At 74.7% G+C, this 24,546-nt stretch carries 24 protein-coding genes; 5 read left to right on the top strand and 19 right to left on the bottom strand.

What is annotated here, in order from left to right:
• Positions 1-344 precede the first annotated feature (344 nt).
• The 13 genes from tyrS to AAG589_RS10410 form a co-directional block, all read right to left on the bottom strand.
• Positions 345-1,604, bottom strand: a complete 1,260-nt coding sequence (tyrS, locus tag AAG589_RS10470) for a tyrosine--tRNA ligase (protein WP_430567150.1) — start codon at positions 1,602-1,604, stop codon at positions 345-347.
• 62 nt (positions 1,605-1,666) lie between these two features.
• Entirely contained in the window at positions 1,667-2,356 is a 690-nt protein-coding gene (locus AAG589_RS10465; RefSeq protein ID WP_446719721.1) for a DNA-3-methyladenine glycosylase, read from the bottom strand.
• On the bottom strand, positions 2,353-2,961 hold the full coding sequence (locus tag AAG589_RS10460; protein ID WP_430567148.1) for a uridine kinase: 609 nt from the start codon (positions 2,959-2,961) through the stop codon (positions 2,353-2,355). The genes AAG589_RS10465 and AAG589_RS10460 overlap by 4 nt, the downstream gene beginning before the upstream one ends.
• Positions 2,962-3,079: 118 nt before the next feature.
• Positions 3,080-4,543, bottom strand: a complete 1,464-nt coding sequence (gene argH / locus AAG589_RS10455) for an argininosuccinate lyase (RefSeq protein ID WP_430567147.1) — start codon at positions 4,541-4,543, stop codon at positions 3,080-3,082.
• Positions 4,543-5,772: an argininosuccinate synthase gene (locus AAG589_RS10450; RefSeq protein WP_430567146.1), complete on the bottom strand. Its 1,230-nt coding sequence runs from the start codon at positions 5,770-5,772 to the stop codon at positions 4,543-4,545. The genes argH and AAG589_RS10450 overlap by 1 nt, the downstream gene beginning before the upstream one ends.
• A gap of 66 nt (positions 5,773-5,838) precedes the next feature.
• Complete coding sequence (locus tag AAG589_RS10445; RefSeq protein ID WP_430567145.1) at positions 5,839-6,384, bottom strand: arginine repressor; 546 nt, start codon at positions 6,382-6,384, stop codon at positions 5,839-5,841.
• A complete protein-coding gene (gene argF, locus AAG589_RS10440; protein WP_430567144.1) occupies positions 6,381-7,313 on the bottom strand; it encodes an ornithine carbamoyltransferase in 933 nt (310 codons plus the stop codon). The genes AAG589_RS10445 and argF overlap by 4 nt, the downstream gene beginning before the upstream one ends.
• On the bottom strand, positions 7,313-8,638 hold the full coding sequence (locus tag AAG589_RS10435; RefSeq protein WP_430567143.1) for an acetylornithine transaminase: 1,326 nt from the start codon (positions 8,636-8,638) through the stop codon (positions 7,313-7,315). Before AAG589_RS10435 ends, argF begins: the two co-directional genes overlap by 1 nt.
• Positions 8,635-9,561 (bottom strand): acetylglutamate kinase, encoded by a 927-nt coding sequence (gene argB, locus AAG589_RS10430; protein ID WP_430567142.1) that lies wholly within the window; start codon positions 9,559-9,561, stop codon positions 8,635-8,637. The genes AAG589_RS10435 and argB overlap by 4 nt, the downstream gene beginning before the upstream one ends.
• Complete coding sequence (argJ, locus tag AAG589_RS10425) at positions 9,558-10,772, bottom strand: bifunctional glutamate N-acetyltransferase/amino-acid acetyltransferase ArgJ (RefSeq protein WP_430567141.1); 1,215 nt, start codon at positions 10,770-10,772, stop codon at positions 9,558-9,560. Before argJ ends, argB begins: the two co-directional genes overlap by 4 nt.
• Positions 10,769-11,857 carry an N-acetyl-gamma-glutamyl-phosphate reductase gene (gene argC / locus AAG589_RS10420; protein WP_430567140.1) on the bottom strand — a complete coding sequence of 363 codons (1,089 nt, stop codon included), beginning with the start codon at positions 11,855-11,857 and terminating at the stop codon, positions 10,769-10,771. The genes argJ and argC overlap by 4 nt, the downstream gene beginning before the upstream one ends.
• A 70-nt stretch (positions 11,858-11,927) precedes the next feature.
• Positions 11,928-13,682, bottom strand: a complete 1,755-nt coding sequence (locus tag AAG589_RS10415; RefSeq protein WP_430567139.1) for a glycosyltransferase family 61 protein — start codon at positions 13,680-13,682, stop codon at positions 11,928-11,930.
• A gap of 47 nt (positions 13,683-13,729) precedes the next feature.
• The gene (locus tag AAG589_RS10410; RefSeq protein WP_430567138.1) at positions 13,730-14,242 is read right to left on the bottom strand and encodes a GNAT family N-acetyltransferase; all 513 of its coding nucleotides are present in this window, start codon (positions 14,240-14,242) and stop codon (positions 13,730-13,732) included.
• A gap of 22 nt (positions 14,243-14,264) precedes the next feature.
• Here AAG589_RS10410 and AAG589_RS10405 point away from each other — a divergent pair, with 22 nt between their 5' ends.
• From AAG589_RS10405 to AAG589_RS10385, 5 genes are read left to right on the top strand one after another with little or no spacing between them, the layout of a single operon-like run.
• Positions 14,265-14,396, top strand: coding sequence for a hypothetical protein (locus tag AAG589_RS10405; protein ID WP_430567137.1), 132 nt, complete (start codon positions 14,265-14,267; stop codon positions 14,394-14,396).
• On the top strand, positions 14,393-14,992 hold the full coding sequence (locus AAG589_RS10400; RefSeq protein ID WP_430567136.1) for a DUF1684 domain-containing protein: 600 nt from the start codon (positions 14,393-14,395) through the stop codon (positions 14,990-14,992). The genes AAG589_RS10405 and AAG589_RS10400 overlap by 4 nt, the downstream gene beginning before the upstream one ends.
• Before the next feature lie 26 nt (positions 14,993-15,018).
• Complete coding sequence (locus AAG589_RS10395) at positions 15,019-16,002, top strand: quinone oxidoreductase family protein (RefSeq protein WP_430567135.1); 984 nt, start codon at positions 15,019-15,021, stop codon at positions 16,000-16,002.
• A gap of 55 nt (positions 16,003-16,057) precedes the next feature.
• Positions 16,058-16,849 carry a methyltransferase domain-containing protein gene (locus AAG589_RS10390; RefSeq protein ID WP_430567134.1) on the top strand — a complete coding sequence of 264 codons (792 nt, stop codon included), beginning with the start codon at positions 16,058-16,060 and terminating at the stop codon, positions 16,847-16,849.
• 32 nt (positions 16,850-16,881) lie between these two features.
• Positions 16,882-17,667: an LLM class F420-dependent oxidoreductase gene (locus tag AAG589_RS10385; protein WP_430567133.1), complete on the top strand. Its 786-nt coding sequence runs from the start codon at positions 16,882-16,884 to the stop codon at positions 17,665-17,667.
• A gap of 45 nt (positions 17,668-17,712) precedes the next feature.
• On the opposite strand, the gene AAG589_RS10380 is transcribed toward AAG589_RS10385, so the two are convergent.
• From AAG589_RS10380 to rplT, 6 genes are all read right to left on the bottom strand, one after another.
• On the bottom strand, positions 17,713-18,567 hold the full coding sequence (locus AAG589_RS10380; protein WP_430567132.1) for an SDR family NAD(P)-dependent oxidoreductase: 855 nt from the start codon (positions 18,565-18,567) through the stop codon (positions 17,713-17,715).
• Positions 18,560-21,172, bottom strand: a complete 2,613-nt coding sequence (gene pheT / locus AAG589_RS10375; RefSeq protein WP_430567131.1) for a phenylalanine--tRNA ligase subunit beta — start codon at positions 21,170-21,172, stop codon at positions 18,560-18,562. Before pheT ends, AAG589_RS10380 begins: the two co-directional genes overlap by 8 nt.
• Entirely contained in the window at positions 21,172-22,287 is a 1,116-nt protein-coding gene (pheS, locus tag AAG589_RS10370; protein ID WP_430567130.1) for a phenylalanine--tRNA ligase subunit alpha, read from the bottom strand. The genes pheT and pheS overlap by 1 nt, the downstream gene beginning before the upstream one ends.
• A 175-nt stretch (positions 22,288-22,462) precedes the next feature.
• Positions 22,463-23,140: a 2'-5' RNA ligase family protein gene (locus tag AAG589_RS10365; protein ID WP_430567129.1), complete on the bottom strand. Its 678-nt coding sequence runs from the start codon at positions 23,138-23,140 to the stop codon at positions 22,463-22,465.
• Between the two features lie 59 nt (positions 23,141-23,199).
• A complete protein-coding gene (locus tag AAG589_RS10360; RefSeq protein WP_430567128.1) occupies positions 23,200-24,099 on the bottom strand; it encodes a TrmH family RNA methyltransferase in 900 nt (299 codons plus the stop codon).
• A 44-nt stretch (positions 24,100-24,143) separates the two neighbouring features.
• Positions 24,144-24,527: a 50S ribosomal protein L20 gene (gene rplT, locus AAG589_RS10355; protein ID WP_079576292.1), complete on the bottom strand. Its 384-nt coding sequence runs from the start codon at positions 24,525-24,527 to the stop codon at positions 24,144-24,146.
• Between the last annotated feature and the right edge of the window lie 19 nt (positions 24,528-24,546).

Genomic DNA, 24,546 nt, shown 5'->3' with positions numbered 1-24,546 from the left:
TCGGTTCGTCCTCCCCCGTCAACTCCCGGCCGTTGGCCTGAAGTGCCTGGTGTCGAACGCCCCGTCCCGAACAAGGGCGCACTCGTCGCCCTTGTGAAGAAGGATTCGGGTGTCCGCCCCGGGCCGGCCACCGGTACCCAGCCTCTCGGCTGTCTCCTCGGTGTCCGTTCTCCCTGTCGGGCGAACGACCAGAACATTACACACAGTCCGGCGCAGGCACCAAATCGGCTTCTGACCTGCGGTGATGCACCGCCGATACGCGACCCGACGCACCAGGGCCCCGGCAGGAGCTCTCGCTCCCCCGGGGCCCTGGGCGCCGCGGCGGCGTCCGCTCGGACGAGCGCCTACTCGGAGACGGCCACGGCCAGGGTCCGCTTGCCGCGACGGAGGACCGCGTAGCGGCCGTGCAGCAGGTCCTCGGCCCGCAGCGCGGCGTCCTCGGACTCCACCTTCGTGTTGTTCACGTACGCCCCGCCCTCACCGATCGCACGGCGGGCCGCGGCCTTCGACGCCACGAGGCCCGCCCCCACGAACGCGTCGACGACGAGGTCGCCCGCCTTCGCCGTCGTGCGCGGCAGCTCCGCCACGGCGGCGCCGAGCGTCGCCGCGTCCAGGCCCCGCAGCTCACCACGCCCGAAGAGGGCCTGGCTCGCCGCGATGACAGCGTCGGTCGCCGCCTGACCGTGCACCAGGGTGGTGAGGTCGCCGGCCAGAGCCCGCTGCGCCTCGCGGGCGAAGGGGCGCTCGGCCACCTCGCCCTCGAGCGCCTCGATCTCCTCCCGGGTCCGGAAGGTGAAGACCTTGAGGTACTTCACGACGTCCGCGTCCGCGGTGTTCAACCAGAACTGGTAGAAGGCGTACGGGCTCGTGAGCTCCGGGTCGAGCCAGACGGCGCCGCCCTCCGACTTGCCCATCTTGGTGCCGTCCGCCTTGGTGATGAGCGGCGAGGTGAGCGCGTGCACGGCGGCGCCGTCCGTCTTGCGGATCAGCTCGACGCCCGACAGCAGGTTGCCCCACTGGTCGTTGCCGCCGAGCTGCAGCGTGCAGCCGTGCCGCTCGTACAGCTCGCGGAAGTCCATGCCCTGCAGCACCTGGTAGCTGAACTCCGTGTAGCTGATGCCCTCGTCCGAGCGCAGGCGCCGGGCCACGATGTCCTTGCCGAGCATCGTGCCCACCCGGAAGTGCTTGCCGACGTCGCGCAGGAAGTCGATCGCCGACATGGACCCGGTCCAGTCGAGGTTGTTGACCATACGCGCGGCCGCCGGGCCCTCGAAGTCGAGGAACGGCTCGATCTGCGCCCGGATGCGGTCCACCCAGCCGGCGACGACGTCCCGCGACTGCATCGAGCGCTCCGTGGTGGGGCGCGGGTCACCGATGAGACCGGTGGCGCCCCCGACCAGCGCGAGGGGACGGTGCCCCGCGAGCTGCAGCCGGCGCATGTTCAGCAGCTGCACCATGTGCCCGACGTGCAGGCTCTGCGCCGTCGGGTCGAAGCCCGCGTAATAGGTGACGGGTCCCTCGGCCAGCGCAGAACGCAGCGCGGCCTCGTCGGTGGACTGCGCCACCAGGCCCCGCCAGTGCAGCTCGTCGAGAACGTCGGTCACCGTGTGCTCCTCAGGAAAGGGATCGCGACCCGGCCGGGCCGCCCTCCTAGTGTGCCCGACGCCTACCGCCGCCGGCGCCGTGATTCCGCGGCCCGGTACGCCGAGACGGTCGGGTCTCCGTCGAGCCAGACCCGCCAGGGGAACAGGTCCGCCCGGCCGCCGTCGCCGCTCACTCCCACGCGCGGGCCGCTCGCGACCTGCCGGGACCGGTCCGCCGGCGGCACCCGCAGCACCAGGTCGCCGCCCGGGTCGGTGACGTCCGTGCCGTCGTCGTCCCGGTCGATCGCCAGCGCGACCGTCAGCCGCGCCGGGCCGCGCGCCAGGTCGACGTCGGACCGGGTCACGCCCGCGGCCGCGCGCCGCGCCCGGGCCAGCTCGACGCCCTCGACCACCTCGCCGGCCCGCAGGAGCACCGCCGACGCCTCGCCCGGCGGGCTGCACACGACGTTCATGCAGTGGTGCAGGCCCAGGTGCCGGTACACGTACACGTGGCCGGGCTCGCCGAACATGGTGCGGTTGCGCGCCGTCTCGCCCCGGTAGGCGTGCGACCCCGGGTCCGCCTCGCCCGCGTACGCCTCGACCTCGGTGATCCGCACGGTGACCACGCCGTCCGGCGTGCGGCGGGTGAGCAGCGCGCCGAGCAGGTCCGGCGCGACGCGGTGCACGTCGCGCGCGAACCACTCCCGCGCCGGCACGACCGCGCCGGGGCCGGTGTCCACGGCGGCCTCCCGCTCTCTGCCCGGCACGGTCAGATCCCGTGCGCGGGCCACGTGACGTGCCCCCACGCGTCCAGTCGCACATCGGCCCGGCGCGCGGTCCGGTGGGCCGAGTAGAGCGCGCGCTCGGCCGCCATCCAGGCCTTCCAGTGCTCCCGCGCGTCCTCGCCGTCGCGCGCGAGGCCGCGCGTCAGCCGCAGCGCGTCGTCGCCCTCGACCCAGACCAGGAGGGCGCAGACGGCGTCGACCCGCGGGTCACCGGCCCCGCACCCCTCCACGACGAGGTAGGGCGCCCGTGGGACGTCGTGCCACTCGGCGTACCGCCCGCGCTCCCAGTCGTAGCGCTGATATCGGCCGTCCTCGCCCCGGGCGAGCGGGCCGAGGACCTGCCGATGCAGCCGTTCGATCCCCTCGGCCAGGCCCGACCAGCCCTCGTACAGGTCGTCCATGTGCACGACCTGCGCGGGCAGCGCGGCACCGAGCTGCCCGGCCAACGTCGTCTTGCCCGAGCCCGCCGGGCCGTCCACGACCACGAGCCGCGTCCGCTCCCCCGGCGCGTCCACGCCGGGACCGGGCAGGCGCGCGTCCTCGCGCCGCACCCGCGCCACCAGCGCGCTCAGCACGTCCTCGCGCACCGTCATCGCGTCCCGTCCCTCCGCACCGTCACTCCCCCGCCGCTCCCGTCGGCCGCCCTCCGCACGACGACGCGCGGCGGGCCCGGGACGGCGTCCCGGACCCGCCGCGCGGCACGCACGACGCTCAGCTGTCCGCCCAGATGCGGAACTCCGCCGAGCGCTCCTTGGCCGCCTCCACCTGCTCGGCCACCCGCGCGGGCGCGGTGCCGCCGACACCGTCGCGCGACGCCACCGAACCCTCGACGCTCAGGACCTCGCGGACCCCGGGCGTGAGGTGCTCCGAGATCGCCGCGAGGTCGGCGTCGGACAGGTCCCACAGCTCGATGCCGCGCTCCTCGCAGACGCGCACGCACGCGCCCGCGACCTCGTGCGCGACGCGGAACGGGACGCCCTGGCGCACCAGCCACTCGGCGATGTCGGTGGCCAGCGAGAAGCCCTGCGGTGCCAGCTCCGCCATCCGATCCGTGTCGAAGGTGAGCGTGCGGACCATCCCCGCGAACGCGGGCAGCAGCACCGTGAGGGTGGAGACCTGGTCGAAGACCGGCTCCTTGTCCTCCTGCAGGTCGCGGTTGTACGCCAGCGGCAGGCCCTTGAGCGTGGTGAGCAGCCCCGTGAGGTCCCCCACCAGGCGGCCGGCCTTGCCGCGCGCCAGCTCCGCGATGTCCGGGTTCTTCTTCTGCGGCATGATGCTCGACCCGGTCGACCACGCGTCGTCCAGCCGCACGAAGCCGAACTCCTTCGTGTTCCAGAGGATGATCTCCTCGCTCAGCCGCGAGAGGTCGATGCCGACCATGGCCGAGACGAACGCGAACTCCGCCACGACGTCGCGCGCCGCGGTGCCGTCGATCGAGTTCTCCACCGGGCCGTCGAAGCCCAGCTCGGCCGCGACCGCCGCCGGGTCGAGGCCCAGCGACGAGCCCGCGAGCGCCCCCGACCCGTAGGGCGAGCGCGCCGCGCGTACGTCCCAGTCGACCAGCCGGTCGACGTCGCGCAGCAGCGGCCACGCGTGCGCCAGGAGCTGGTGCGCCAGCAGCACCGGCTGCGCGTGCTGCAGGTGCGTGCGGCCCGGCATGACGGCCTCGCCGGCCGCCTCGGCCTGCACGATGAGCGCGTCCACGACGTCGAGCACCTGGCGCACGACGACGCGTGCCTGGTCGCGCAGGTACAGCCGCACGAGGGTGGCGATCTGGTCGTTGCGCGAGCGGCCCGCGCGAAGCTTGCCGCCGAGCTCGGTGCCCGCCCGCTCGATGAGGCCGCGCTCGAGGGCCGTGTGCACGTCCTCGTCGCCGAGCACCGGGAGGAACGCCCCCGACTCGACGTCCGCGAGCAGCACGTCGAGCGCCTCGAGCATCCCGGCGAGCTCGTCGTCGGTGAGCAGGCCCGAGGCGTGCAGGACGCGGGCGTGCGCGCGAGAGCCCCGGATGTCGTAGGGCGCGAGCACCCAGTCGAAGTGCGTCGACTGCGACAGCGCCTGCAGCTCCGGCGACGGCCCGCCGGCGAACCGGCCGCCCCACAGCGAGACGTTGTCGGACTGCCGCGTCACCGCGCCGTCCGACCCCGCGTCACCGGACGTGACCTCCGAGCCCATCAGAACTCCCCGGTGCCGAAGTCCACGCCGTTGCCGAACTTCTCGTCGCGGGCCGCGGCCTGCTTGGCGGCCAGGCCGTAGATCTCGATGAAGCCCTTGGCGTGCGACTGGTCGAAGGAGTCACCCTCGTCGTAGGTGGCGAGGTTGAAGTCGTACAGGCTGGACTCCGACCGGCGGCCCGTCACGGTGGCGCGGCCGCCGTGCAGCACCATGCGGATGTCGCCGGAGACGTACTTCTGCGTCTCGTCGATGAAGGTGTCGAGGTTCTTCTTCAGCGGGGAGAACCACATGCCCTCGTAGACCAGCTCGGTCCAGCGCTGCTCGACCGTCCGCTTGAAGCGCGCCTGCTCGCGCTCGAGCGTGACGTTCTCCAGCTCCTGGTGCGCGGCGATGAGGGCGATCGCGCCCGGCGCCTCGTAGATCTCGCGGGACTTGATGCCGACCAGGCGGTCCTCGACGATGTCGATGCGGCCCACGCCCTGGGCGCCGGCCCGGCGGTTCATCTCCTGGATGGCCTGCAGCGGGGTGACCGCCACGCCGTCGAGCGCCACGGGCACGCCCTGCTCGAACGTGATGACGACCTCGTCCGCGACGGGCGGGAACGTGGGGTCGTCGGTGTAGGAGTAGACGTCCTTGGTGGGCTCGTTCCAGATGTCCTCGAGGAAGCCGGTCTCCACGGCGCGGCCCCACACGTTCTGGTCGATCGAGAACGGGTTCTTCTTGGTGGTCGCGATGGGCAGGTCGTTGCGCTCCGCGTACTCGATGGCCTTCTCGCGGGTGAGGGCGAGGTCGCGGACCGGGGCGATCGTCTTGAGGTCGGGGGCGAGCGACGTCGTCGCGACCTCGAAGCGGACCTGGTCGTTGCCCTTGCCGGTGCAGCCGTGCGCCACCGTGGACGCGCCGAACTGGCGGGCGGCCCGCACGAGGTGCTTGACGATCACCGGGCGCGAGATCGCGGAGACCAGCGGGTACCGGTCGAGGTACATGCCGTTGGCCCGCAGGGCGGGCATGCAGTACTCGGCGGCGAACTCGTCGCGCGCGTCCGCGATGTACGCCTCGACGGCGCCGCAGTCGAGGGCGCGCTTGCGCACGACGTTCATGTCCTCGCCGCCCTGGCCGACGTCGACGGCCACGGCGACGACCTCGGCCCCGGTGGCCTCGGCGATCCAGCCGATGGCCACGGAGGTGTCCAGGCCGCCCGAGTAGGCGAGCACGACGCGATCAGTCATCTCAGGTTCTCTTTCTTGCGTGGGGTTCGGGTCAAGTCTGACAGGCGGGCCCGGGGCCCGATGGGGTCAGGGTTGGGTCAGCTCGAGGAAGCGGCGCGCGAGCTCGTCGCCGCCCAGCGGGTCACGGGCGATCACGAGGATCGTGTCGTCCCCCGCGATGGAGCCGAGGACGCCCGGGAAGACCGAGTGGTCGATCGCGGACGCCAGGTAGTTGGCCGCGCCGGGCGGGGTGCGCAGCACGACGAGGTTGGCGGACGCCTCCGCGGAGACGAGGAGGTCGTTGCACAGGCGCGCGAGCCGTGCGGCGACGTACTCGACGTCGTGCTCGCCCACGCCCGCGGCCTGGACGCTGCGGTCGCCGCCCTCGCCCGGGACGGCGTACACGAGCGCCCCCGAGGCGTTGCGCACCTTCTCCGCGCGCAGCTCGATGAGGTCGCGCGACAGCGTGCCCTGGGTGACGCTGACGCCCGCGTCGGCGAGCTCGCGGGCGAGCTCGGCCTGCGAGTGGATCGCCGTGCGGCGCACGATCTCGACGATCCGCGCGTGCCGCGCGGCCTTCGTCGTCGGGCCCGCCGCCGTGGCCGCGGCCTGCGCCCCGTCGGTGGCGCTCACCGGTGCTCCAGGAGCCAGGTCAGCAGCGCCTTCTGCGCGTGCAGGCGGTTCTCCGCCTCGTCCCACACCACCGAGGCGGGGCCGTCGATCACCGCGGCGGTGACCTCCTTGCCCCGGTAGGCGGGCAGGCAGTGCAGGAAGATCGCGTCGTCGACGGCGGCGGACAGCAGCGCCTCGTCGACGCGGTAGGCGTCGAGGGCGGCGAGCCGCTCGGCCGCCTCGTCCTCGTCGCCCATGGAGACCCAGGTGTCGGCGGCGACGACGTCGGCGCCGCGGACGGCGGCCCGGGCGTCGGTCGTGACGGTCACCGAGCCGCCGGTCGCGGCCGCGATCTCCTCGGCCCGCGCCACGACGTCGGCCGGCGGCAGGTAGCCCTCCGGCCCCGCGACCGCGACGTGCAGCCCGGCGGTGACGCCGCCCAGCAGGTAGGACGCCGCCATGTTGTTGGCGGCGTCGCCGACGTACGCGAGGCGCTGCCCGGCGAGCGCGGACAGGCCGCCGCGGTGCTGCGCGACGGTCAGCAGGTCGGCCAGGATCTGGCACGGGTGGAAGCCGTCGGTGAGGGCGTTGACGACCGGGACCCGCGAGACCGCCGCCATCTCCTCGATCCGGTCCTGGCCGAACGTGCGCCACACGATGGCGGACACCTGACGGTCGAGCACCCGCGTCACGTCCGCGACGGACTCGCGCACGCCCACCTGGGCGAGGCGGCCGTCCACGACCACCGGGAAGCCGCCGAGCTCGGCGATCCCGGTGGAGAACGAGACCTGCGTGCGCAGCGTCGGCTTGTCGAAGAGCACGGCGACGCCCTGCGGCCCGGCGAGCGGCGCCCGGACGTACCTGTCCTCGCGGAACGCCATGCCGAGCTCGAGGACCTCGCGCTGCTCGTCGGGCGTGAGGTCGTCGTCGCGCAGGAAGTGGCGGGGCATCAGGACTCCTTCTCGGCAGTGTCGGTCGAGGCGTCGGTCGAGGCGTCGGGGACGGTGACGGCGGCGAAGAACCGGGCGGCGTCGCGCGCCTGGTCGGCCGTGAGGACCAGCGGCGGGGCGAGGCGGATCGCGTCGGGCGCGACGGCGTTGACGACGAAGCCCGCCTCGAGCGCCGCGGACGCGACGTCGGCCGCGACCGGGCGCGTGAGCTGCACGGCGAGCAGGAGCCCACGCCCGCGCACGCCCGCCACGAGCGGGTTCCCGGCTGCCTCGATCTCGGTGCGCAGCACGTCCCCCACGCGCCGCACGTTCTCGAGCAGGCCGTCACGCTCGATGACGCCGAGCGTGGCGAGACCCGCGGCCGCCGCGACGGGGTTGCCGCCGAACGTGGTGCCGTGCTGGCCGCGGCCGAGCAGCCTCGCCGCCCGCTCGCCGAACGCGATCGTTGCGCCCACCGGGAAGCCGCCGCCCAGACCCTTGGCCAGGGTGACGACGTCGGGCACGACGCCGCCGCCGACCTCCGGCTGCTGGAACGCGAACCACGAGCCCGTGCGCCCGACGCCCGTCTGGACCTCGTCGAGCACGAGCAGCGCGCCCGCGTCGGCGGTGAGCCGCCGCGCGTGCGCCAGGTAGCCCGGCGGCAGCGGGCGCACGCCGGCCTCGCCCTGCAGCGGCTCGACGACGAGGGCCGCGACGCCGCCGCGCTCCGCGACCGCCGCGGGCGAGAACGCCTCGTCGAGAGCGGCGGCGTCGCCGAAGGGCAGGTGCTCGACGCCGCCGGGCAGCGGCTCGAACGGCTCGCGGTAGGCCGCCTTGGCGGTGAGGGCGAGGGCGCCCATCGACCGGCCGTGGAAGCCGCCCTCGAGCGCGAGCACGCGCGTGCGGCCGCCGTCGTCCCCGGGTCCGTCGGAGCGGTTGCGGCGGGCCATCTTGAACGCCGCCTCGACCGCCTCGGTGCCCGAGTTGGTGAAGAACACCCGCGAGCCGTCAGGCGCGCCGGCGAGGTGGAGGAGCCGCTCGGCCAGGCCGATCTGCGTGGGCGTGGCGAAGAAGTTCGACACGTGCCCGAGGGTGCCCAGCTGCGCGCTGATCGCCGCCGTGAGCGTGGGGTGCGCGTGGCCGAGCGCGTTCACCGCGATCCCGGCGAGCAGGTCGAGGTAGCGCCGGCCGTCGGCGTCCCACACGTACGCGCCCTCGCCACGCACCAGCACACGCTGCGGCGGGCCGAACGTGTCCATCACCGCGTGGGTGTAGCGCTCGGTCCAGGCCGCGTTCGACGCGTCGGCGAGAGCGCCGCCGCTCACGGACTGCAGGGTGTCGCTCACGCGCCCGCCTCCTTGCTCAGATCCTTGCCCGCGGGCACGACCATGGTGCCGTTGCCGCGGGTGGTGAAGACTTCCAGCAGCACGGAGTGCGGCTGGCGCCCGTCGATGACGGTGGCGCGCGGCACGCCGCCCTGGACGGCGCGCAGGCACGCCTCCATCTTCGGCACCATGCCCGAGGTCAGGCTCGGCAGCAGGGCCGCGAGGTCGGGCGCCGCGATCTCCTCGACGAGGGAGTCCTTGTCCGGCCACGACGTGTACAGGCCCTCGACGTCGGTCAGCATGATGAGCTTGCTGGCGCCGAGCGCCACCGCGAGCGCCGAGGCCGCCGTGTCCGCGTTGATGTTGAGCACCTGGGTCGGGTCGTCGACGTCGGGCGCGACGGTCGACACCACGGGGATCCGGCCGGCGTCGAGCAGGTCCTGCACCGCCCTCGGGTCCACCTGGACGACGTCGCCCACGAGGCCGACGTCCACGGGCTCCCCGTCGACGACGGCGTGGCGGCGCGCGGCCCGGAACAGGCCCGCGTCCTCCCCCGACATCCCGACGGCGTGCGGTCCGTGCGCGTTGATGAGCCCGACGAGCTCGCGCGAGACCTGGCCGGTGAGCACCATGCGCACCACGTCCATCGCCTCGGGCGTCGTGACCCGCAGGCCGCCGCGGAACTCGCTGTGGATGTCCAGGCGCTCCAGCATGGCGTTGATCTGCGGGCCGCCGCCGTGCACGACGACGGGCCGCAGGCCCACCTGGCGCAGGAAGACCATGTCCTGCGCGAACGCGGCCTTGAGCTCGTCGTCGATCATCGCGTTGCCGCCGTACTTGACGACGACGAGCGCCCCGGCGAACTCCTGGAGCCAGGGCAGCGCCTCGAGGAGCACCTCGGCCTTCTGCTCGGGCAGCAGCCCGTTCACGACGTCGCTGCTCATGAGCTGTACGCGCTGTTCTCGTGGACGTAGTCGTGCGTGAGGTCGTTGGTCCACACCGTGGCGGACGCGTCGCCCGCGTGCAGGTCGACCACGACCGTGACCTCGCGCGCGGAGGCGAGGTCGACGAGCTCGCGCGGCTCCCCCACGCCCTGCGCCCGGCACACCTGGACGCCGTTGACGGTGACGTCGAGCGCGAGCGGGTCGTACGGCGCGACGTCCTCGGGCACGGTGCCGACGGCGGCCACGATCCGGCCCCAGTTGGGGTCGTTGCCGAAGATGGCGGCCTTGAAGAGGTTGGAGCGCGTGACCGCCCGCGCGACGGTGACCGCCGCGTCCTCGGTGGTGGCACCGGCGACGGTCACGGCGATGTCGTGGCTGGCGCCCTCGGCGTCCGCGACCAGCTGGCGCGCCAGCGAGGCGGTGACCTCGGTGACCGCGTCCGTCAGCTCGACGAGGTCGACCTCGACGCCCGACGCACCGCTGGCGAGGAGGATCACGGTGTCGTTGGTGGACATGCAGCCGTCCGAGTCGACCCGGTCGAACGTGGCGCGGGTCGCGGCGCGCAGCGCGGCGTCGGCCGTCGCGGCGTCGACCACGGCGTCGGTGGTGACCACGCTGAGCATCGTGGCGAGGCCGGGCGCGAGCATGCCGGCGCCCTTCGCCATCCCTCCGACGCTCCAGCCCGACCGCTGCGCCACGGCCTGCTTGGACACCGTGTCGGTGGTGCGGATCGCGTCGGCCGCGGCGTCGCCGCCGTCGGCCGCGAGCGCCGCCGCGGCCGCGTCCACACCGCCGAGCAGGGCGTCCATGTCGAGCCGCAGGCCGATCAGCCCGGTGCTGCAGACCAGCACGTCCCCGGCGCCGACCTCGTCCTCGGGCGTCGCCGCCGCGGCGGAGAGGACCGCCGCGACGTGCTCGGCCGTGCGGTGGGTGTCGGCGAAGCCCTCGGGCCCCGTGCAGGCGTTCGCGCCGCCGGAGTTGAGGACGACGGCCCGCGCGGCGCCGTCGCCGACGGCCTGCCGGGTCCAGACGACGGGGGCTGCCTGCACGCGGTTGGTCGTCAGCACCGCCGCGGCCGTGCGCCGGGGGCCGTCGTTGACGACGAGCGCGACGTCGCGCGCGCCGGTCGACTTGAGGCCCGCGGCGACCCCTGCCGCGCGGAACCCGGCGGGAAAGGTCACGGCTCCCGCGCTGGGGGCGGCGTCCGTCATGGTGCGACTCCTTCGGTGAGGAGGCCGGCCGTCTCCGGCAGGCCGAGGGCGAGGTTCATGGCCTGGACCGCCTGGCCGGCGGTGCCCTTGACCAGGTTGTCGATGGCGGTGACGGTCACGACGCGCCCGGCCGCGGCGTCGAGCGCGACCTGCACGAGGGCGGTGTTGGCGCCGAGCGTGGCGGCCGTCGTCGGCCACTCACCCTCCGGGAGGAGCTCGACGAACGGCTCGCCCGAGTAGGCGTCGGCCCAGGCGGCGCGGACGTCGGCGGCGCTGGCGCCCTCATGGCCGGGGGCGAGCCGAGCCGTGACGGTGGCGAGGATGCCGCGCGACATCGGCACGAGCGTGGGCGTGAAGCTGATCGACACCTCCGGGGCACCGGCGACCCGCAGGTTCTGCGCGATCTCGGGGATGTGCCGGTGCGTGCCGCCCACCGCGTACGGGACGGCGGACCCGAGCCCCTCGGCGGCGAGCAGGTGCGGCTTGAGGGACTTCCCCGCGCCGGAGTAGCCGTTGGCGAGGACGGCGACGACGTCGGCGGGGCTCACGAGGCCGGCGGCGACGCCGGGCTGGAGACCGAGGGTGACGGCCGTGACGTTGCACCCGGGCACGGCCACCCGCCGCGCGCCCGCGAGGTGGTCGCGCTGGGTACCGGCGACCGACCCCGCGCCGTCGGCGTGGATCAGCTCCGGCAGCCCGTACGGCCAGGTCCCGGCGTGGGCGGAGCCGTAGAACTGCTCCCAGTCCGCGGCGGACGCGAGACGGTGGTCCGCGCCGAGGTCGAGCACGAGGACGTCGTCCGGCAGCTGCGCGGCGATCTCCCCGGACGCCCCGTGCGGCAGGCCGAGGACGACGACGTCGTGGCCCGCGAGCGCCTCGGGCGTCGTGGGCTCGAGGACGCGGTCGGCGAGCGAGCGGAGGTGGGGCTGCAGCGCGCCGAGCCGCGCGCCGGCGTTCGAGTGCGCCGTGAGCGTCCCGACCTCCAGCGCGGGGTGACGCGCCGCGAGGCGCAGGAACTCGCCCCCGGCGTACCCGGAGGCACCGGCGACGGCGACACGGAACGTGCGCGACTCAGTGCTGACCATATGCAGCACTATACATACCTATGCAGGCTCCGTCGTCAGGCTTCCGCAGATGGCGACCGCAGGTGCGCCACTACCTGGACAGGATCTGGTCCAACGCGCTCCGGAGCCGCGCGACGTCGACCGAGAACCCGGACCGGAACGCGGGCCACGACCACCCGCGCGGGGGATGCCTGACCTCTGACTCGCCCCAGACGTAGTCGATGTCGGCGCCCTGCACCTCCGCCATCAGCTGCTCGTTGTTGGCGTCGTAGCTCGTACCGCTGACCACGACCCGTGGCGCACGGCCGGCGAACAAGGCGCTGAACAGGTTGCTCCCGCCGAACCCGGCGACGAGCCGTGCCCCGGAGAACAGCGCGGCCTGGTCAGCGATGGAATGGTCCTCCGGGAAGAAGACGTGGAAGCCGAGGTCCCGGAAGACCTGCTCGACGTCGGAGGTGTTCGCGCAGGTCCTGACTCCCCCGGGGCGCCTGCTAGAGAAGATCAGGTCGTGCGTCTCCACATCGGCGGCAGGGAGGCCGCGCCGCGCCTCCTCCCACAGGCTCGCCACCGACGGCGCCGCGAACTGCGGCATGGCGAAGTCGGACGACGCCGCCAGCAGGTGCGGGACATGGACCACCTCGTCAGGGCGGACGTACTCGATCTCGCCGGTCGGGACCCCGAGCGCGTCGAAGAGGTCGCGCTGGAACGCGGGGATCGTGGACGCTCCCTCCGCCAGGGAGACCAGCGGCCGGACCTCCGGGAAGCGGTCGCGTGCCTGGCGCCATCCCCACACACGGCCGAGGACCTCGGTGGTGACGTGCCCGAAGTGCCCCGGGTACTCGGTGTCCAGGTGGAAGTACGTGCCCTCCAGCCGCCGCCGCGAGATGGGAGCGTCACGGTCCCGGGCCAGCACGGCCGTCGAGTCGATGGTGTCCCGGTGGTTCAGCCGTCGCTGGAGCGGGTGTCGGAACGTGTCGGGGAGGTAGTAGCCGTCCTTCTGCACCCGTTGCCGGGACGAGCACAGCACGTCCTGGTACTCCCGGAGCCGGCGCTCCGGCACCTTGACCATGGCTCGTTGACGACGCGGACCGGAGCCGTGGTTGGTCAGCACCGTCACGGGCCGGAATTCTTCGCTTCCACGCACCTCGAGGACCTTGCCCCACGAGCTTCCGAACCGTGCGGACAGCACGGCGTCCGCGTCCCGCTCCCGCAGCTTGACCGCATGGTCGTGCTGTTTGGTCGCGACGGCCACGGTGCCGGAGAAGGTGAGCCGGGCGAGACAGTCGGCCAGCTCGGCCTCGCCCGACCGCCGAGGCTCGGCGACACCGTCCCTGATCGCCCGCAGGTGTTCCAACAGCTCGACGATGCTCATCCCGGGAGAGTCGTGCAGGGCGGGATCCGCGGACTTGTCGATGCTCTCGACCGTGTACACGCCGCCGTCGGCGAGGAAGAGGAAGAGCTCGCGCAGGCATCCCACCTTCTGGCTGCGCTTGTTCGTGCCGTTCTCGACGATGACCTGCGGCCGGGGGATCGTCCGGAGGTAGTCGACACGGTCCCGCAGCGCCCTGCAGTGGGCGACCCGCAGGTTCGGGGGAAGCGCTGTCGCCCGCCCCACGTCCCGCACAGGCAGCAGGTGGACGGTGGCACCCGGCATCGCCTCGGCATAGGCACGCCCTCGGTCCAGCTCGCTCCCGCCCCCGAGCACGAGCACGACGTCGCGCACGACGTCGCGGTCCAGGTGGGTCGTCCACCCGTCCTGGAGCAGCTCGTGAGCTGGGGCCGCGGACACCACGGGGCCCTGAGCGGGCTGGACGGCAGGTCGGTTGAGTCGCCGGAGGAACCGCACGACGTCGATGGTAGCGGCGCACCGGTGGTCGGCACGCCCTCGGACGATCAGAGCGGCAGGTACATCACGTGCAGCCCCACGTACCCGTGCGCGGCGCTGCGGAAGGCGCCCGGCACCGTGCCGACGACCTCGAACCCGAGCGACCGCCACAGGCGCACCGCGGCCTCGTTGGTCTCGACCACGGCGTTGAACTGGATCCCACGGAACCCCTGCTCCCGGTGCCAGGCGACGACGTGCTCGCCGAGCGCGCGGCCCACGCCGAGCCCCCGCGCCGCCGGCGCCACCATGAACGACGCCGTGCCCACGTGGTCGCCGCGCCCGGGACGGTTCGGCCCCATCTTCGCCGTGCCGAGCAGCGCGCCGTCGGCCCCCTCGGCGACGACCGTTGCGGAGGGCGCGTGCTCCATCCAGATCTCGCGCCCCTCGTCGCTCGTGAGGTCGTCGGGGTAGGCGTACGTCTCGCCCGCGCGCACGACGCCCTCCACGATCGGCCACAACCGGGGCCAGTCCTCGTCGCGGGCCGGGCGGATACGGAACGTCGGTGTCGTGTCGCGTGTCACCCGGGAAGCATAGGGTCGGCCCGTGACCTCGACGCCTCCCCCCGACGCCCTCGCGGACACGATCTCGGACGCGGTCGCGGCGGCCTACGACATGCCGCGACCCGACCGGGTGCTCGCCGAGCTCGAGCTGCTCGGAACGAGGGCGGGCCGATGACGCCGCGTACCGTCGTCGAGCTGGCCGACTGGCGGCGGCGCGTCGCCGAGCTGTACGCGGCGGTCCGCGCCGCCCCCGACCCTGCGCGCGGGCACGCCATCTGGCGCGCCGGCCGCGACGCGCTGTTCCGCGACCACCCGCAGAGCCCGTTGCCCGCGGACGACCCGCTGCGTGCCGGCCTGCCGTACTGGCCCTACGACCCCGCGCTGCGGTTCGAGGTGCCGCTGCGCCCGGCGCCGCCGGCCCGGCTCGAGCTCGACACCGGCGCGGACGGCACGACGACGATGGAGCGCGTCGGCACGCTCGAGCTGCCCGGCGTGGGCAGCCTCGACGCCTGGTGGCTGGCGCAGTACGGCGGCGGCCTGTTCGTGCCGCTGCGCGACGGCACGGCCGGCGCCGAGACGTACGGCGGCGGCCGGTACGTCCTCGACACGGCCAAGGGCGCCGACCTCGGCGGGCGCGACGGGCTCGTGGTCGTAGACCTCAACCTCGCCTACCACCCGTCCTGCCGCTACGACCCGGCGTGGACCTGCCCGCTCGCGCCCGCCGGCAACCGGGTCGCCGCCCCCGTCCGCGCGGGCGAGCGGCTGACCTGACCCGCCCGGCTGCGTAGGCTCGGGCCATGCGTGCAGTCGTGGCCCGCGAGGCGGGCGGTCCCGAGGTCCTGGAGTACGTCGAGCGTCCCGATCCCACGCCGGGACCGGGCGAGCTGGTCGTGCGCGTCGCCGCGGCGGGGGTCAACTTCATCGACACCTACCGCCGGGCGGGCGTGTACGCGACCGACTACCCCCACGTGTGCGGCGTCGAGGGCTCGGGGACGGTCGAGGCGCTCGGCGACAGCGTCGAGGGCTTCGCCGTCGGCGACGAGGTGGCGTGGAACGAGGCCCCGGGCTCCTACGCCGAGCTCGCCGTCGTCCCCGCCGCGAACGCCGTGCGCGTCCCCGCGGGCCTCGACCTCGTCACCGCCGCCGCGCTGCCGCTGCAGGGCATGACGGCGCACTACCTCGTGACGTCGACCTTCGAGGTGGGCCCGGGGCACGACGTGCTCCTCACCGCCGGGGCCGGCGGGGTCGGCCTGCTCGCGACCCAGCTCGCCGCCGCGCGCGGCGGGCGGGTCGTCACGACCGTCTCGTCGCCGGAGAAGGCCGCCCTGTCGTCGGCGGCCGGCGCGGCACACACGGTGGACTACGCCGCGATGGACGACATCGCGACCGAGCTGCCCTCCGTCGTGCGGGAGCTGACGGACGGCAAGGGCGTGCACGTCGTGTACGACGGCGTCGGCCGCGCGACGTTCGAGGCCTCGCTCGCGTCGCTGCGCCCGCGCGGCACCCTCGTGCTGTTCGGCGGGGCGTCGGGGCAGGTGCCGCCGTTCGACCCGCAGCGGCTCAACTCCGGCGGCTCGCTCTACCTCACCCGCCCGACGCTGGCGCACTACACGCTCACCCGCGGCGAGCTGGAGTGGCGCGCGGGCGAGGTGCTGGGCGCCGCCGCCGCGGGCGACCTCGACGTCCGCGTGGGCGTGACGTACCCGCTCGCCGACGCCGGCGAGGCCCACCGTGCCCTCGAGGGGCGCGCCACGACCGGCAAGGTGCTGCTGGTCCCCTGACCGGCCCCGCGCTAGTCTCTCGACATCAAGACACTTGACGTCGAGAGGAATCGTCGTGGCCGACTGGTCCCCCACCGCCTACCTCCGTTACACCGACGAGCGCTCGCGGCCGTTCGGGGAGCTGGTGGCGCGCGTGGTGCGCGACCCGGCGAGCATCGTCGACCTGGGCTGCGGACCGGGCCACCTCACCCCGGTGCTGCGGGAGCGGTGGCCGGGCGCGGCGTTCGTGGGTCTCGACGCCTCCCCCGCGATGATCGAGCGCGCGCGGGCCGCGGATCCGGGGAGCCGGTACGAGCTCGCCGACGTGCGCGACCACGCCGCCGGACGCGGCCCCGCTCCCGAAGCCGACCTGGTGATCAGCAACGCCACGCTGCAGTGGGTGCCCGGCCACCGCGACCTCCTGCCGGCCCTGGCCGCGACGGCGCGGCAGACCTTCGCGTTCTCCGTCCCGGGCAACCACGACGCCCCCAGCCACCGCGCGCTGCGGGAGGTCGCCGGGCGCGAGCCCTACGCCGCGGTCGTCGGGCCGGTCGAGCGCCGGGCGGTCGGCGACCCGGCGGAGTACCTCGAGCTCCTCGCCGGTCCCGGGTGGTCGGTGGACGCCTGGGAGACCACGTACACGCACGTGCTCGACGGCGACGACCCCGTGCTGCGCTGGATCTCGGCGACCGGGGCGCAGCCGGTGCTGCACGCGCTCGACACCCACGACGCGGCGCACGGCACGGACCTGCGCGCCCGGTTCGACGCCGAGCTCGGCGCCGCCCTCCGCGAGGCCTACCCGCGCCGCCCGTTCGGCACGCCCCTGGCCTTCCGGCGCGTCTTCGCGGTCGCCACCCGGACGGCCTGACGGCCGCCGCCCTCCGGTCGTAGGCTCGCGCCGTGACCGACACCACCCGCCCTATCCGCATCGGGGTCCAGCTCCAGCCGCAGCACGCCGACTACGCCCAGATGCGCGACGCCGTCCGCCGCGCCGAGGACGCCGGGGTCGACGTGATCTTCAACTGGGACCACTTCTTCCCGCTCACCGGCGACCCCGACGGCATGCACTACGAGTGCTGGACCATGCTCGGCGCGTGGGCCGAGCAGACCGAGCGTGTGCAGATCGGCGCCCTGGTGACCTGCAACTCCTACCGCAACCCGGATCTGCTCGCGGACATGGCCCGCACGGTCGACCACATCAGCGGCGGCCGCCTGATCCTCGGCATCGGCGCCGGCTGGTTCGCCAAGGACTACGAGCAGTTCGGCTACGAGTTCGGCACCGCCGGCTCGCGCATCGCCGACCTGGGCGAGGCGCTGCCGCGCATCAAGGCCCGGCTCGCGGCCGGCAACCCCGTGCCGACGCGCGAGATCCCGATCCTCATCGGCGGCGGGGGCGAGAAGAAGACCCTGCGCCTCGTCGCCGAGCACGCCGACGTCTGGCACTCCTTCGGCGACGTCGACACGCTGACCCGCAAGTCCGCGATCCTCGACGAGCACGGCGCGGCCGTGGGGCGCGACACCGGGCGCCTGGTGGAGCGGTCCGTCGGCGTCGGCGCCCCGCCCGAGGAGGTCGGGCAGAAGCTGCTCGACGCCGGGGCCACGCTGTTCACGATCGGCACCAGCGGGCCGGACTACGACCTGTCGCTCGTCGAGCAGTGGGTGCGCTGGCGCGACGAGCGCCGGTGAGCCTCCGTGTGAGCCACTGCTGAGCGCAGGCCGGGGCGCCACGGGTCAGCGCCCCGTGAGCACCTCGGCCAGCGGGTCGTCGCCCGCCGCCGGCTGCACGCGCAGCCGGCGCGCGGCCGGCGCCGAGGCGTCCTGCGCGAGGCGGGAGAGCGTCTCCGGGGTGTCGTGCGACGCGCGCACGAACCAGCCCGAGCAGGCGTCCAGGTCTCCGCGCGCGAACGCCGCGACCAGGTCGACGGTCCGCTCGACGGGCGTCCACTCGGTCCGGCCCTCGTGCGCGCGCATCGCGCCGGTCATGTCGGTGCGCACCACCCCGGGCGCCACCTCCAGCACCCGCAGCCCCCGGCCGTGGCCGGCGTCGTGCAGACCCGCGCCGAGGCGCATCAGCGCCGTCTTGCTGGCGTTGTAGGCCGTCGCGTCGGCGTTGTCGTGCGAGCCCGCGCCGCTGTTGAGGTCGACGACACGGCCGCCGCCACGGGCCAGCATGCCCGGCACCACGTGCCGCGCCAGCAGGAACGGTCCGCGCACGTTGGTCTCGAGCACCGACCACCACTCGTCGGGGTCGGCCTCCCACAGCGGCACCTCGGCGTCGATGCGGCCGGCGTTGTTGACCAGCAGGTCCACGGACCCGAGGCCGCCGTCCGCCGGAGACGGCTCCGCGGCCCGCACGGCCGCCTCGACCGCCGCCGGGTCCGTGACGTCGGTCGGCAGCTCCAGGGCGACCCGGCCGAGGTCGCGCACCTCGCGCGCGACCTCGGCCAGCCGGTCGGCGTCCCGCGCGACGAGCGCGACGTCCAGCCCTGCTCGCGCGAGGCCGAGCGCGACCGCGCGGCCGATGCCGCGGCTCGCGCCGGTGACCAGCGCGGTGCGGGCAGGCGGGACGGCGCGCGCGTCAGCCACGCAGCACCGCCCCGACCCGCTCGGTCGCCGCGGCGACGACGCCCTCGCGGACGGCGCGCACGTCGTCGGCGGTCAGCGTGCGGTCGGCGGCGCGCAGCCGGACCGAGTAGGCGAGCGACTTCTTGCCCTCGCCCACCTGCTCGCCGGTGAACACGTCGAAGAGGCGCGCGTCCTCGAGCAGGGGCCCGGCCCCGGCGACGACGGCGGCGTGCACGTCGGCGGCAGGCACGGCAGCGTCCACGACGAACGCGAAGTCCTCCTTCGCCGCGGGGAACGCGGACACGGGCTCGGCCGCCACCGGCTCCTCGCCGCCGTCGGCGATCAGCGCGTCGAGGTCGAGCTCGAACGCGGCAGCCCGGGCGGGCAGGCCGAGAGCCTCGACCACCTTGGGGTGCAGCTCGCCCGCGTGCCCGACGACGGAGCCGTCGGCCAGCGTCAGCGCCGCGCAACGGCCCGGGTGCCACGGCATGGTCTCCGAGTCGGCCGTGACCGTGACGTCGGCGCCGGTGCGCGCGGCGACCAGACGGGCGGCGTCGAGGGCGTCCGCCCAGTCGGCCACGCGGCCGTCGCCCCACCAGCCGGCGGGCGCCGCCCGGCCGGTCAGCACGCCCGCGACGTGCCGCGGCTGGTCAGGCACGGCGGAGACCAGCGCCGCCAGGTCGTCGTCGGACGGGCGCACCCCCACCGGCAGCTGCGGCGGGGCCGGGGTGCCCGGCGTCGGCCGCGTGACCAGGCCGATCTCGAAGACCGCCACGTCCGGCAGGCCCCGCGAGACGTTCCGGCGCGCCGTCTCGAGCAGCGTCGAGAGCAGGTCGGCGCGCAGGAACGGCCGGTCGTCGGCGAGCGGGTTGGCCAGCCGCAGCACGGTGCGGCGCACGTCGTCGTCCGACAGCCCGAGCGCGTCCAGGTCCGCCCGGCCGACGAACGGGTAGGACAGCACCTCCACGAGCCCGGCCTCCGCCAGCGCGCGCGCCACGGACCGGCGCGCGCGCTGCTGGGCGGTGAGGCCACGGCCCCCGGGCGCGGCGGGGAGCACCGACGGGATCTGGTCGTAGCCGGCGATCCGCACGACCTCCTCGACCAGCGCGGCCGGCTCGGTGAGGTCGGGGCGCCACGACGGCGGCGCGACACGGACCGCGTCCACGCTGGCCCCGGCGACGGCGTCGGTGACGGTGCAGCCGATCTGCTCCAGGAGCCCGACCACGGTCGCCCGGTCGTAGTCCACGCCCGACAGGCGCGTGGGCAGGGTGACGTCGAGCCGTACGGGCTTCGGCGCCACGGTGGTGTCGAGGTCGCTCACGGCGGGGTCCGCCGTGCCGCCGCCCAGCTCCACGAGCAGGTCGACCACGCGCTGCGCCGCGACGGCGGGCAGGCGCGGGTCCACGCCGCGCTCGAAGCGCTTGGCGGCCTCGGACGGCAGCCGGTGCCGGCGCGACGCGCGCGCCACGGTGATCGGGTCGAAGTGCGCCGCCTCGACGAGGACGTCGGTCGTGCCGGCGCTCACCTCGGACGACGCACCGCCCATGACGCCGGCCAGACCCAGCACCCGCGCGCCGCGCTCGCCCGCGGGCGAGTCCGTGATGAGCAGGTCCTCGGCGTCGAGCGCGCGGTCGACGCCGTCGAGCGTCGTCAGGCGCTCGCCCGGCGCCGCGCGGCGGACCACGATCGGCGCGGCGACCTGGTCCAGGTCGTACGCGTGCAGCGGCTGCCCGAGGTCGAGCATCACGTAGTTGGTGACGTCGACGGCCAGGGAGATGGCGCGCATCCCCGAGCCCTCGAGGCGGCGCTTCATCCACGGCGGGGTGGGCGCGGCCGGGTCGATGCCGCGCACCACGCGGGTGACGAACCGGTCGCAGCCGACCTGTCCGTGGATCGGCGCCGCGTCGTCGACCTCGACGGCGAACCCGTCGGCCGTCGCCGCCGGCGGCGGCGTCACGAGGTTCTCCGCGAGCCCTCGGTCGGTGAAACGGGCGCCGGTGGAGTGCGCGTACTCGCGCGCCACACCGCGGTAGCTGAACGCATAGCCGCGGTCCGGGGTCACGTTGATCTCGAGCACCTCGTCGCCGAGGCCCAGCAGCGCGACCGCGTCCTGGCCCGGCGTGAGGTCGGCGGCGTCGAAGCCCGCGCGGGTGAGCACGAGGATGCCGTCGTGGTCCTCGCCGATGCCGAGCTCGCGCACCGAGCAGATCATGCCGTCGGAGACATGGCCGTAGGTCTTGCGCGCCGCGATGGCGAAGCCGCCGGGCAGCACCGTGCCGGGCAGCGACACGACGACGTAGTCCCCGACGCCGAAGTTGTGCGCGCCGCAGACGATGCCGCGCGCGCCGCCGGCGGGGACGTCCGCGTCGTCGACGCCCTTGATCTGGGACGCGTTGTGCTCCGGGCCGACGTCGACCAGGCACCAGTTGATGGTCTTGCCGTTCTTCTGCGGCTCAGGGGTCTGCGCGAGCACGCGCCCGACGACGAGCGGGCCGGTGACGGCGGCGGGGTGGATCTCCTCCTCCTCCAGGCCGACCTTCACCAGCGCCGCCGCGAGCTGCTCCGCGGTGAGGTCCGCCGGCAGCTCGACGTGCTCGCCGAGCCAGTCAGTGACGATGCGGGGCATCAGATCTCCGTCCCGAACTGGGTGGAGAAGCGCACGTCGCCCTCCACGATGTCGTGCATGTCCGCGATCGTGTGGCGCAGCATGAGCGTGCGCTCGATGCCCATCCCGAACGCGAAGCCCTGGTACTCCTCGGGGTCGATCCCGGCCGCGCGCAGCACGTTCGGGTTGACCATGCCGCAGCCGCCCCACTCGATCCAGCCGGCCCCGCCCTTCTTCTGCGGGAACCACAGGTCCATCTCGGCGCTCGGCTCCGTGAACGGGAAGAAGCTCGGGCGCAGCCGCGTGCGCGCCTCGGGGCCGAACATGGCGCGCGCGAACGCGTCCAGCGTGCCGACGAGGTTCGCCATCGTGAGCCCCTTGTCGACCGCCAGCCCCTCCACCTGGTGGAACACGGGGGTGTGCGTGGCGTCCAGCGCGTCGGTGCGGAACACCTTGCCGGGGCACGCGACGTACAGCGGCACGCCGCGCTCGAGGAGCGAGCGCGACTGCACCGGCGACGTGTGCGTGCGCAGCACCAGGTTGGACGGCTTGCCCCCCGCCGCGCCGTCGGAGGCATCGGCCGTGCCCCTGCCTTCGTCCACGCCCTCGACGTAGAACGTGTCCTGCATCTGCCGCGCCGGGTGGTCCGGGGCGAAGTTCAGGGCGTCGAAGTTGAACCACTCCGCCTCGACCTCCGGGCCGTCGGCGATCTCCCAGCCGAGCCCGACGAAGAAGTCGGCGATGCGCTCCTGCACCAGCTCGATCGGGTGCCGCGCCCCGACCGGCCGGCGGTCGGTCGGCAGCGTGACGTCGACGGTCTCCTCCACGAGGACGCGCTCGTCGCGCTCCGCCTCGAGCTTCGCCTGGCGGGTGGCGATCGCCTGGTTGACGCGGCCGCGGCGCGGGCCGACGTTCTTGCCCGCGGCGGCCTTGTCGGGCCCGGGCAGCGCGCCGATGGCGCGGTTGGCGAGGGCGAGCGGGCTCTTGTCCCCGGTCTGCGCGGTGCGGACGGCCTTGAGCTCCTCGAGGTCGCGCGCGGCGGCGACCGCGGCGAGGGCCTCGTCGACGGCGGCGTCGAGCGCGGCGGCGTCCAGCGGGTCGGGGCCGAGGGCTGGGGTGGGTGCGGGCGTGGACATGCGTGCCTTCCTGAGAGGGGCCCTGCGAGAGGGGTGGGCGGCGGGGTCAGTTTATGTGCCCGCCCGGGCCGGTCAGGTCGGCGTCCGCGGTACCGCGCTCAGCGCGCGGGCGTCGCCGGGGCCGGGCCCGTGACGGGCCCGGTAAATCGACGGTCGCGGCGTGTCACGCCTCCCATCATGGCACGGACCCGCCGCCGCCTCGACGCGCCAGGGGGACGACGGCGACGTCCTCGTGCAGCGGCCCGCCCGAGCGGCCCTCGCCGAGGCGGGACGCGACGACGCGGACGGCGTCGACCTCCCACGACGGGCCGCGGTACACGGCCAGGGCGCGCGCCCACGGCACCAGCGGCGACGGCTCCGGCTCGCGACCGCGCCGGCCGTGCCGGTCGTGCGTCCCGCCCCGCGCGCCGTCGACCTGCCGGCGTCCGTTCGCGGCACGGAGCGTCGCGCGGGCGACGGTGAGGTGCGGCCGCCCCGACGTGCGGTCCGAGGCGGGCAGGCCCGCCACGCCGACGGCGGCGTCCTGCGCGAGCTCCCCGGCGCGACGCAGGTCGTCGACCGCGCCGGCCACGCCCACCCAGAGCGTGCGCCCGCCGAAGGTGCCGCCGCCGCTCAGGGCCAGCTCGAACGGCGGCACGTCCGCCAGGGCCTCCTGCAGGGCGTCGACGTAGCCGGGCACGGCGCCGTCCGGCACCTCCCCGTGGAACGCGAGCGTCACGTGGCGCTGCTCGGGCGGCACCCAGCGCAGGCCGCGCCCCGGGTCGGCGAGGAACGGGCCGCCGACCCCGGCGAGCGCGAGCTCCAGGTGACGACCGGCGTCGACGGCGGGGTACACGGCCGTGAAGAGGCGCATCCCGGCATCGTGCCACGCCCCTCCCGGCCCCTCTCGGTGCCTGGCGGCGCGGTCGCGGGTCAGCGCTGCGCGCGGCCGCTCGCGTAGAGGCACACGGTGGCGGCGGTGGCGAGGTTGAGCGACTCCGCCTGGCCGCGGATCGGCACGCGGACGACGGCGTCGGCCAGCGCGCGGTCCGCCTCGGGCAGCCCCCACGCCTCGTTGCCGAACACCCAGGCGGTCGACCCTGCCAGGTCGGGGGTCTCGACGGGCACGCCCGCCGACCCGTCGGGCGCGGCCCCCGCGACGTCGAGGAGGTCGTCGAGGTCGTGCTCACCCGACCCGTCCGCGGCGAGGACGACGCAGCCGACCGACCGCAGAGCGGCGACGGCCTCGGCCAGCGTCGCCCCCGAGACGACGGGGAGGTGGAAGAGGGAGCCCGCGGTGGAACGCACCACCTTGGGGTTGTGCGGGTCGACGCTGTGGCCCGCGAGGACCACCAGATCGGCGCCGGCGGCGTCCGACGCCCGGATCACGGTGCCCGCGTTGCCCGGGTCGCGCACGGTCGCGAGCACGGCGACGAGCAGCGGGCGCCCCTCGGCGGCCCGCGCGCGGGCCAACGTCGTCACGGCCTCGTCGAGGCCGTGCGACCTGGCCCGCACGACCGCCAGGACGCCCTGAGCGTCGGGGCTCATCGCCTCGAGCACCTCGGGCGTGCCGACGTGCACGTGCAGCCCGGAGTCGAGGGCGTCGTGCAGGATCTCGTCGTAGCGCTCGGCGGTGGCGGGCGTGAGGTACACGTCCCGCACGTCGGCGGCCGCATGACGGACCGCCTCGCGGACCCCCTGGGGACCCTCCACGAGGAACTGACCGTGCCGGGAACGCGCAGAACGCCCGGACAGCGCCCTGACCTGCTTGACCCGATCGGCTCGCGGGTTCGCGAGCGTCACGTCGGGGATGCCTGAGCTCGTGCGCGGCATCGACAGGTCGGGGGTGTCCGGGCGTCCGGGTGCTGAGCGGTGGCTCAGGCGGCCTTCGGCGCGTTGACGTCGGCCGGCAGCGCGTCCTTGGCGACCTGGACGAGCGCGTTGAACGCCGCCACGTCGTTGACCGCGAGCTCGGCGAGCATGCGGCGGTCGACCTCCACACCGGCAGCCTTGAGGCCCTGGATGAGGCGGTTGTAGGTCAGACCCTGCGCGCGGGACGCAGCGTTGATGCGCTGGATCCACAGCTTGCGGAAGTCGCCCTTCTTCGCCTTGCGGTCGCGGTACGAGTAGACGAGGGAGTGGGTGACCTGCTCCTTCGCCTTCCGGTACAGGCGCGAACGCTGGCCGCGGTAGCCGCTGGCGCGCTCGAGGGTCGTACGGCGCTTCTTGTGGGCGTTGACCGCCCGCTTCACGCGTGCCACGTGATGCTCCTTGCAGTGT

Origin of the sequence: Isoptericola sp. F-RaC21, assembly GCF_038593535.1 — a bacterium.
In the GTDB taxonomy this organism is placed as follows: domain Bacteria; phylum Actinomycetota; class Actinomycetes; order Actinomycetales; family Cellulomonadaceae; genus Isoptericola.
Note: the sequence above shows the minus strand (reverse complement) of the source record. Positions and strands in the feature narration are given on the sequence as shown.

Coding starts and splice junctions, on each gene's coding strand:
- argH (WP_430567147.1), bottom strand. CDS start 4,543: ATGGGCTCGGAGGTCACGTCCGGTGACGCGGGGTCGGACGGCGCGGTG.
- pheT (WP_430567131.1), bottom strand. CDS start 21,172: ATGCCCCGCATCGTCACTGACTGGCTCGGCGAGCACGTCGAGCTGCCG.
- argJ (WP_430567141.1), bottom strand. CDS start 10,772: ATGACGGACGCCGCCCCCAGCGCGGGAGCCGTGACCTTTCCCGCCGGG.
- argC (WP_430567140.1), bottom strand. CDS start 11,857: ATGGTCAGCACTGAGTCGCGCACGTTCCGTGTCGCCGTCGCCGGTGCC.
- AAG589_RS10450 (WP_430567146.1), bottom strand. CDS start 5,772: ATGACTGATCGCGTCGTGCTCGCCTACTCGGGCGGCCTGGACACCTCC.
- AAG589_RS10365 (WP_430567129.1), bottom strand. CDS start 23,140: ATGCGCCTCTTCACGGCCGTGTACCCCGCCGTCGACGCCGGTCGTCAC.
- pheS (WP_430567130.1), bottom strand. CDS start 22,287: ATGTCCACGCCCGCACCCACCCCAGCCCTCGGCCCCGACCCGCTGGAC.
- argB (WP_430567142.1), bottom strand. CDS start 9,561: ATGAGCAGCGACGTCGTGAACGGGCTGCTGCCCGAGCAGAAGGCCGAG.
- AAG589_RS10460 (WP_430567148.1), bottom strand. CDS start 2,961: ATGACGGTGCGCGAGGACGTGCTGAGCGCGCTGGTGGCGCGGGTGCGG.
- AAG589_RS10360 (WP_430567128.1), bottom strand. CDS start 24,099: ATGCCGCGCACGAGCTCAGGCATCCCCGACGTGACGCTCGCGAACCCG.
- AAG589_RS10395 (WP_430567135.1), top strand. CDS start 15,019: ATGCGTGCAGTCGTGGCCCGCGAGGCGGGCGGTCCCGAGGTCCTGGAG.
- AAG589_RS10400 (WP_430567136.1), top strand. CDS start 14,393: ATGACGCCGCGTACCGTCGTCGAGCTGGCCGACTGGCGGCGGCGCGTC.
- argF (WP_430567144.1), bottom strand. CDS start 7,313: ATGCCCCGCCACTTCCTGCGCGACGACGACCTCACGCCCGACGAGCAG.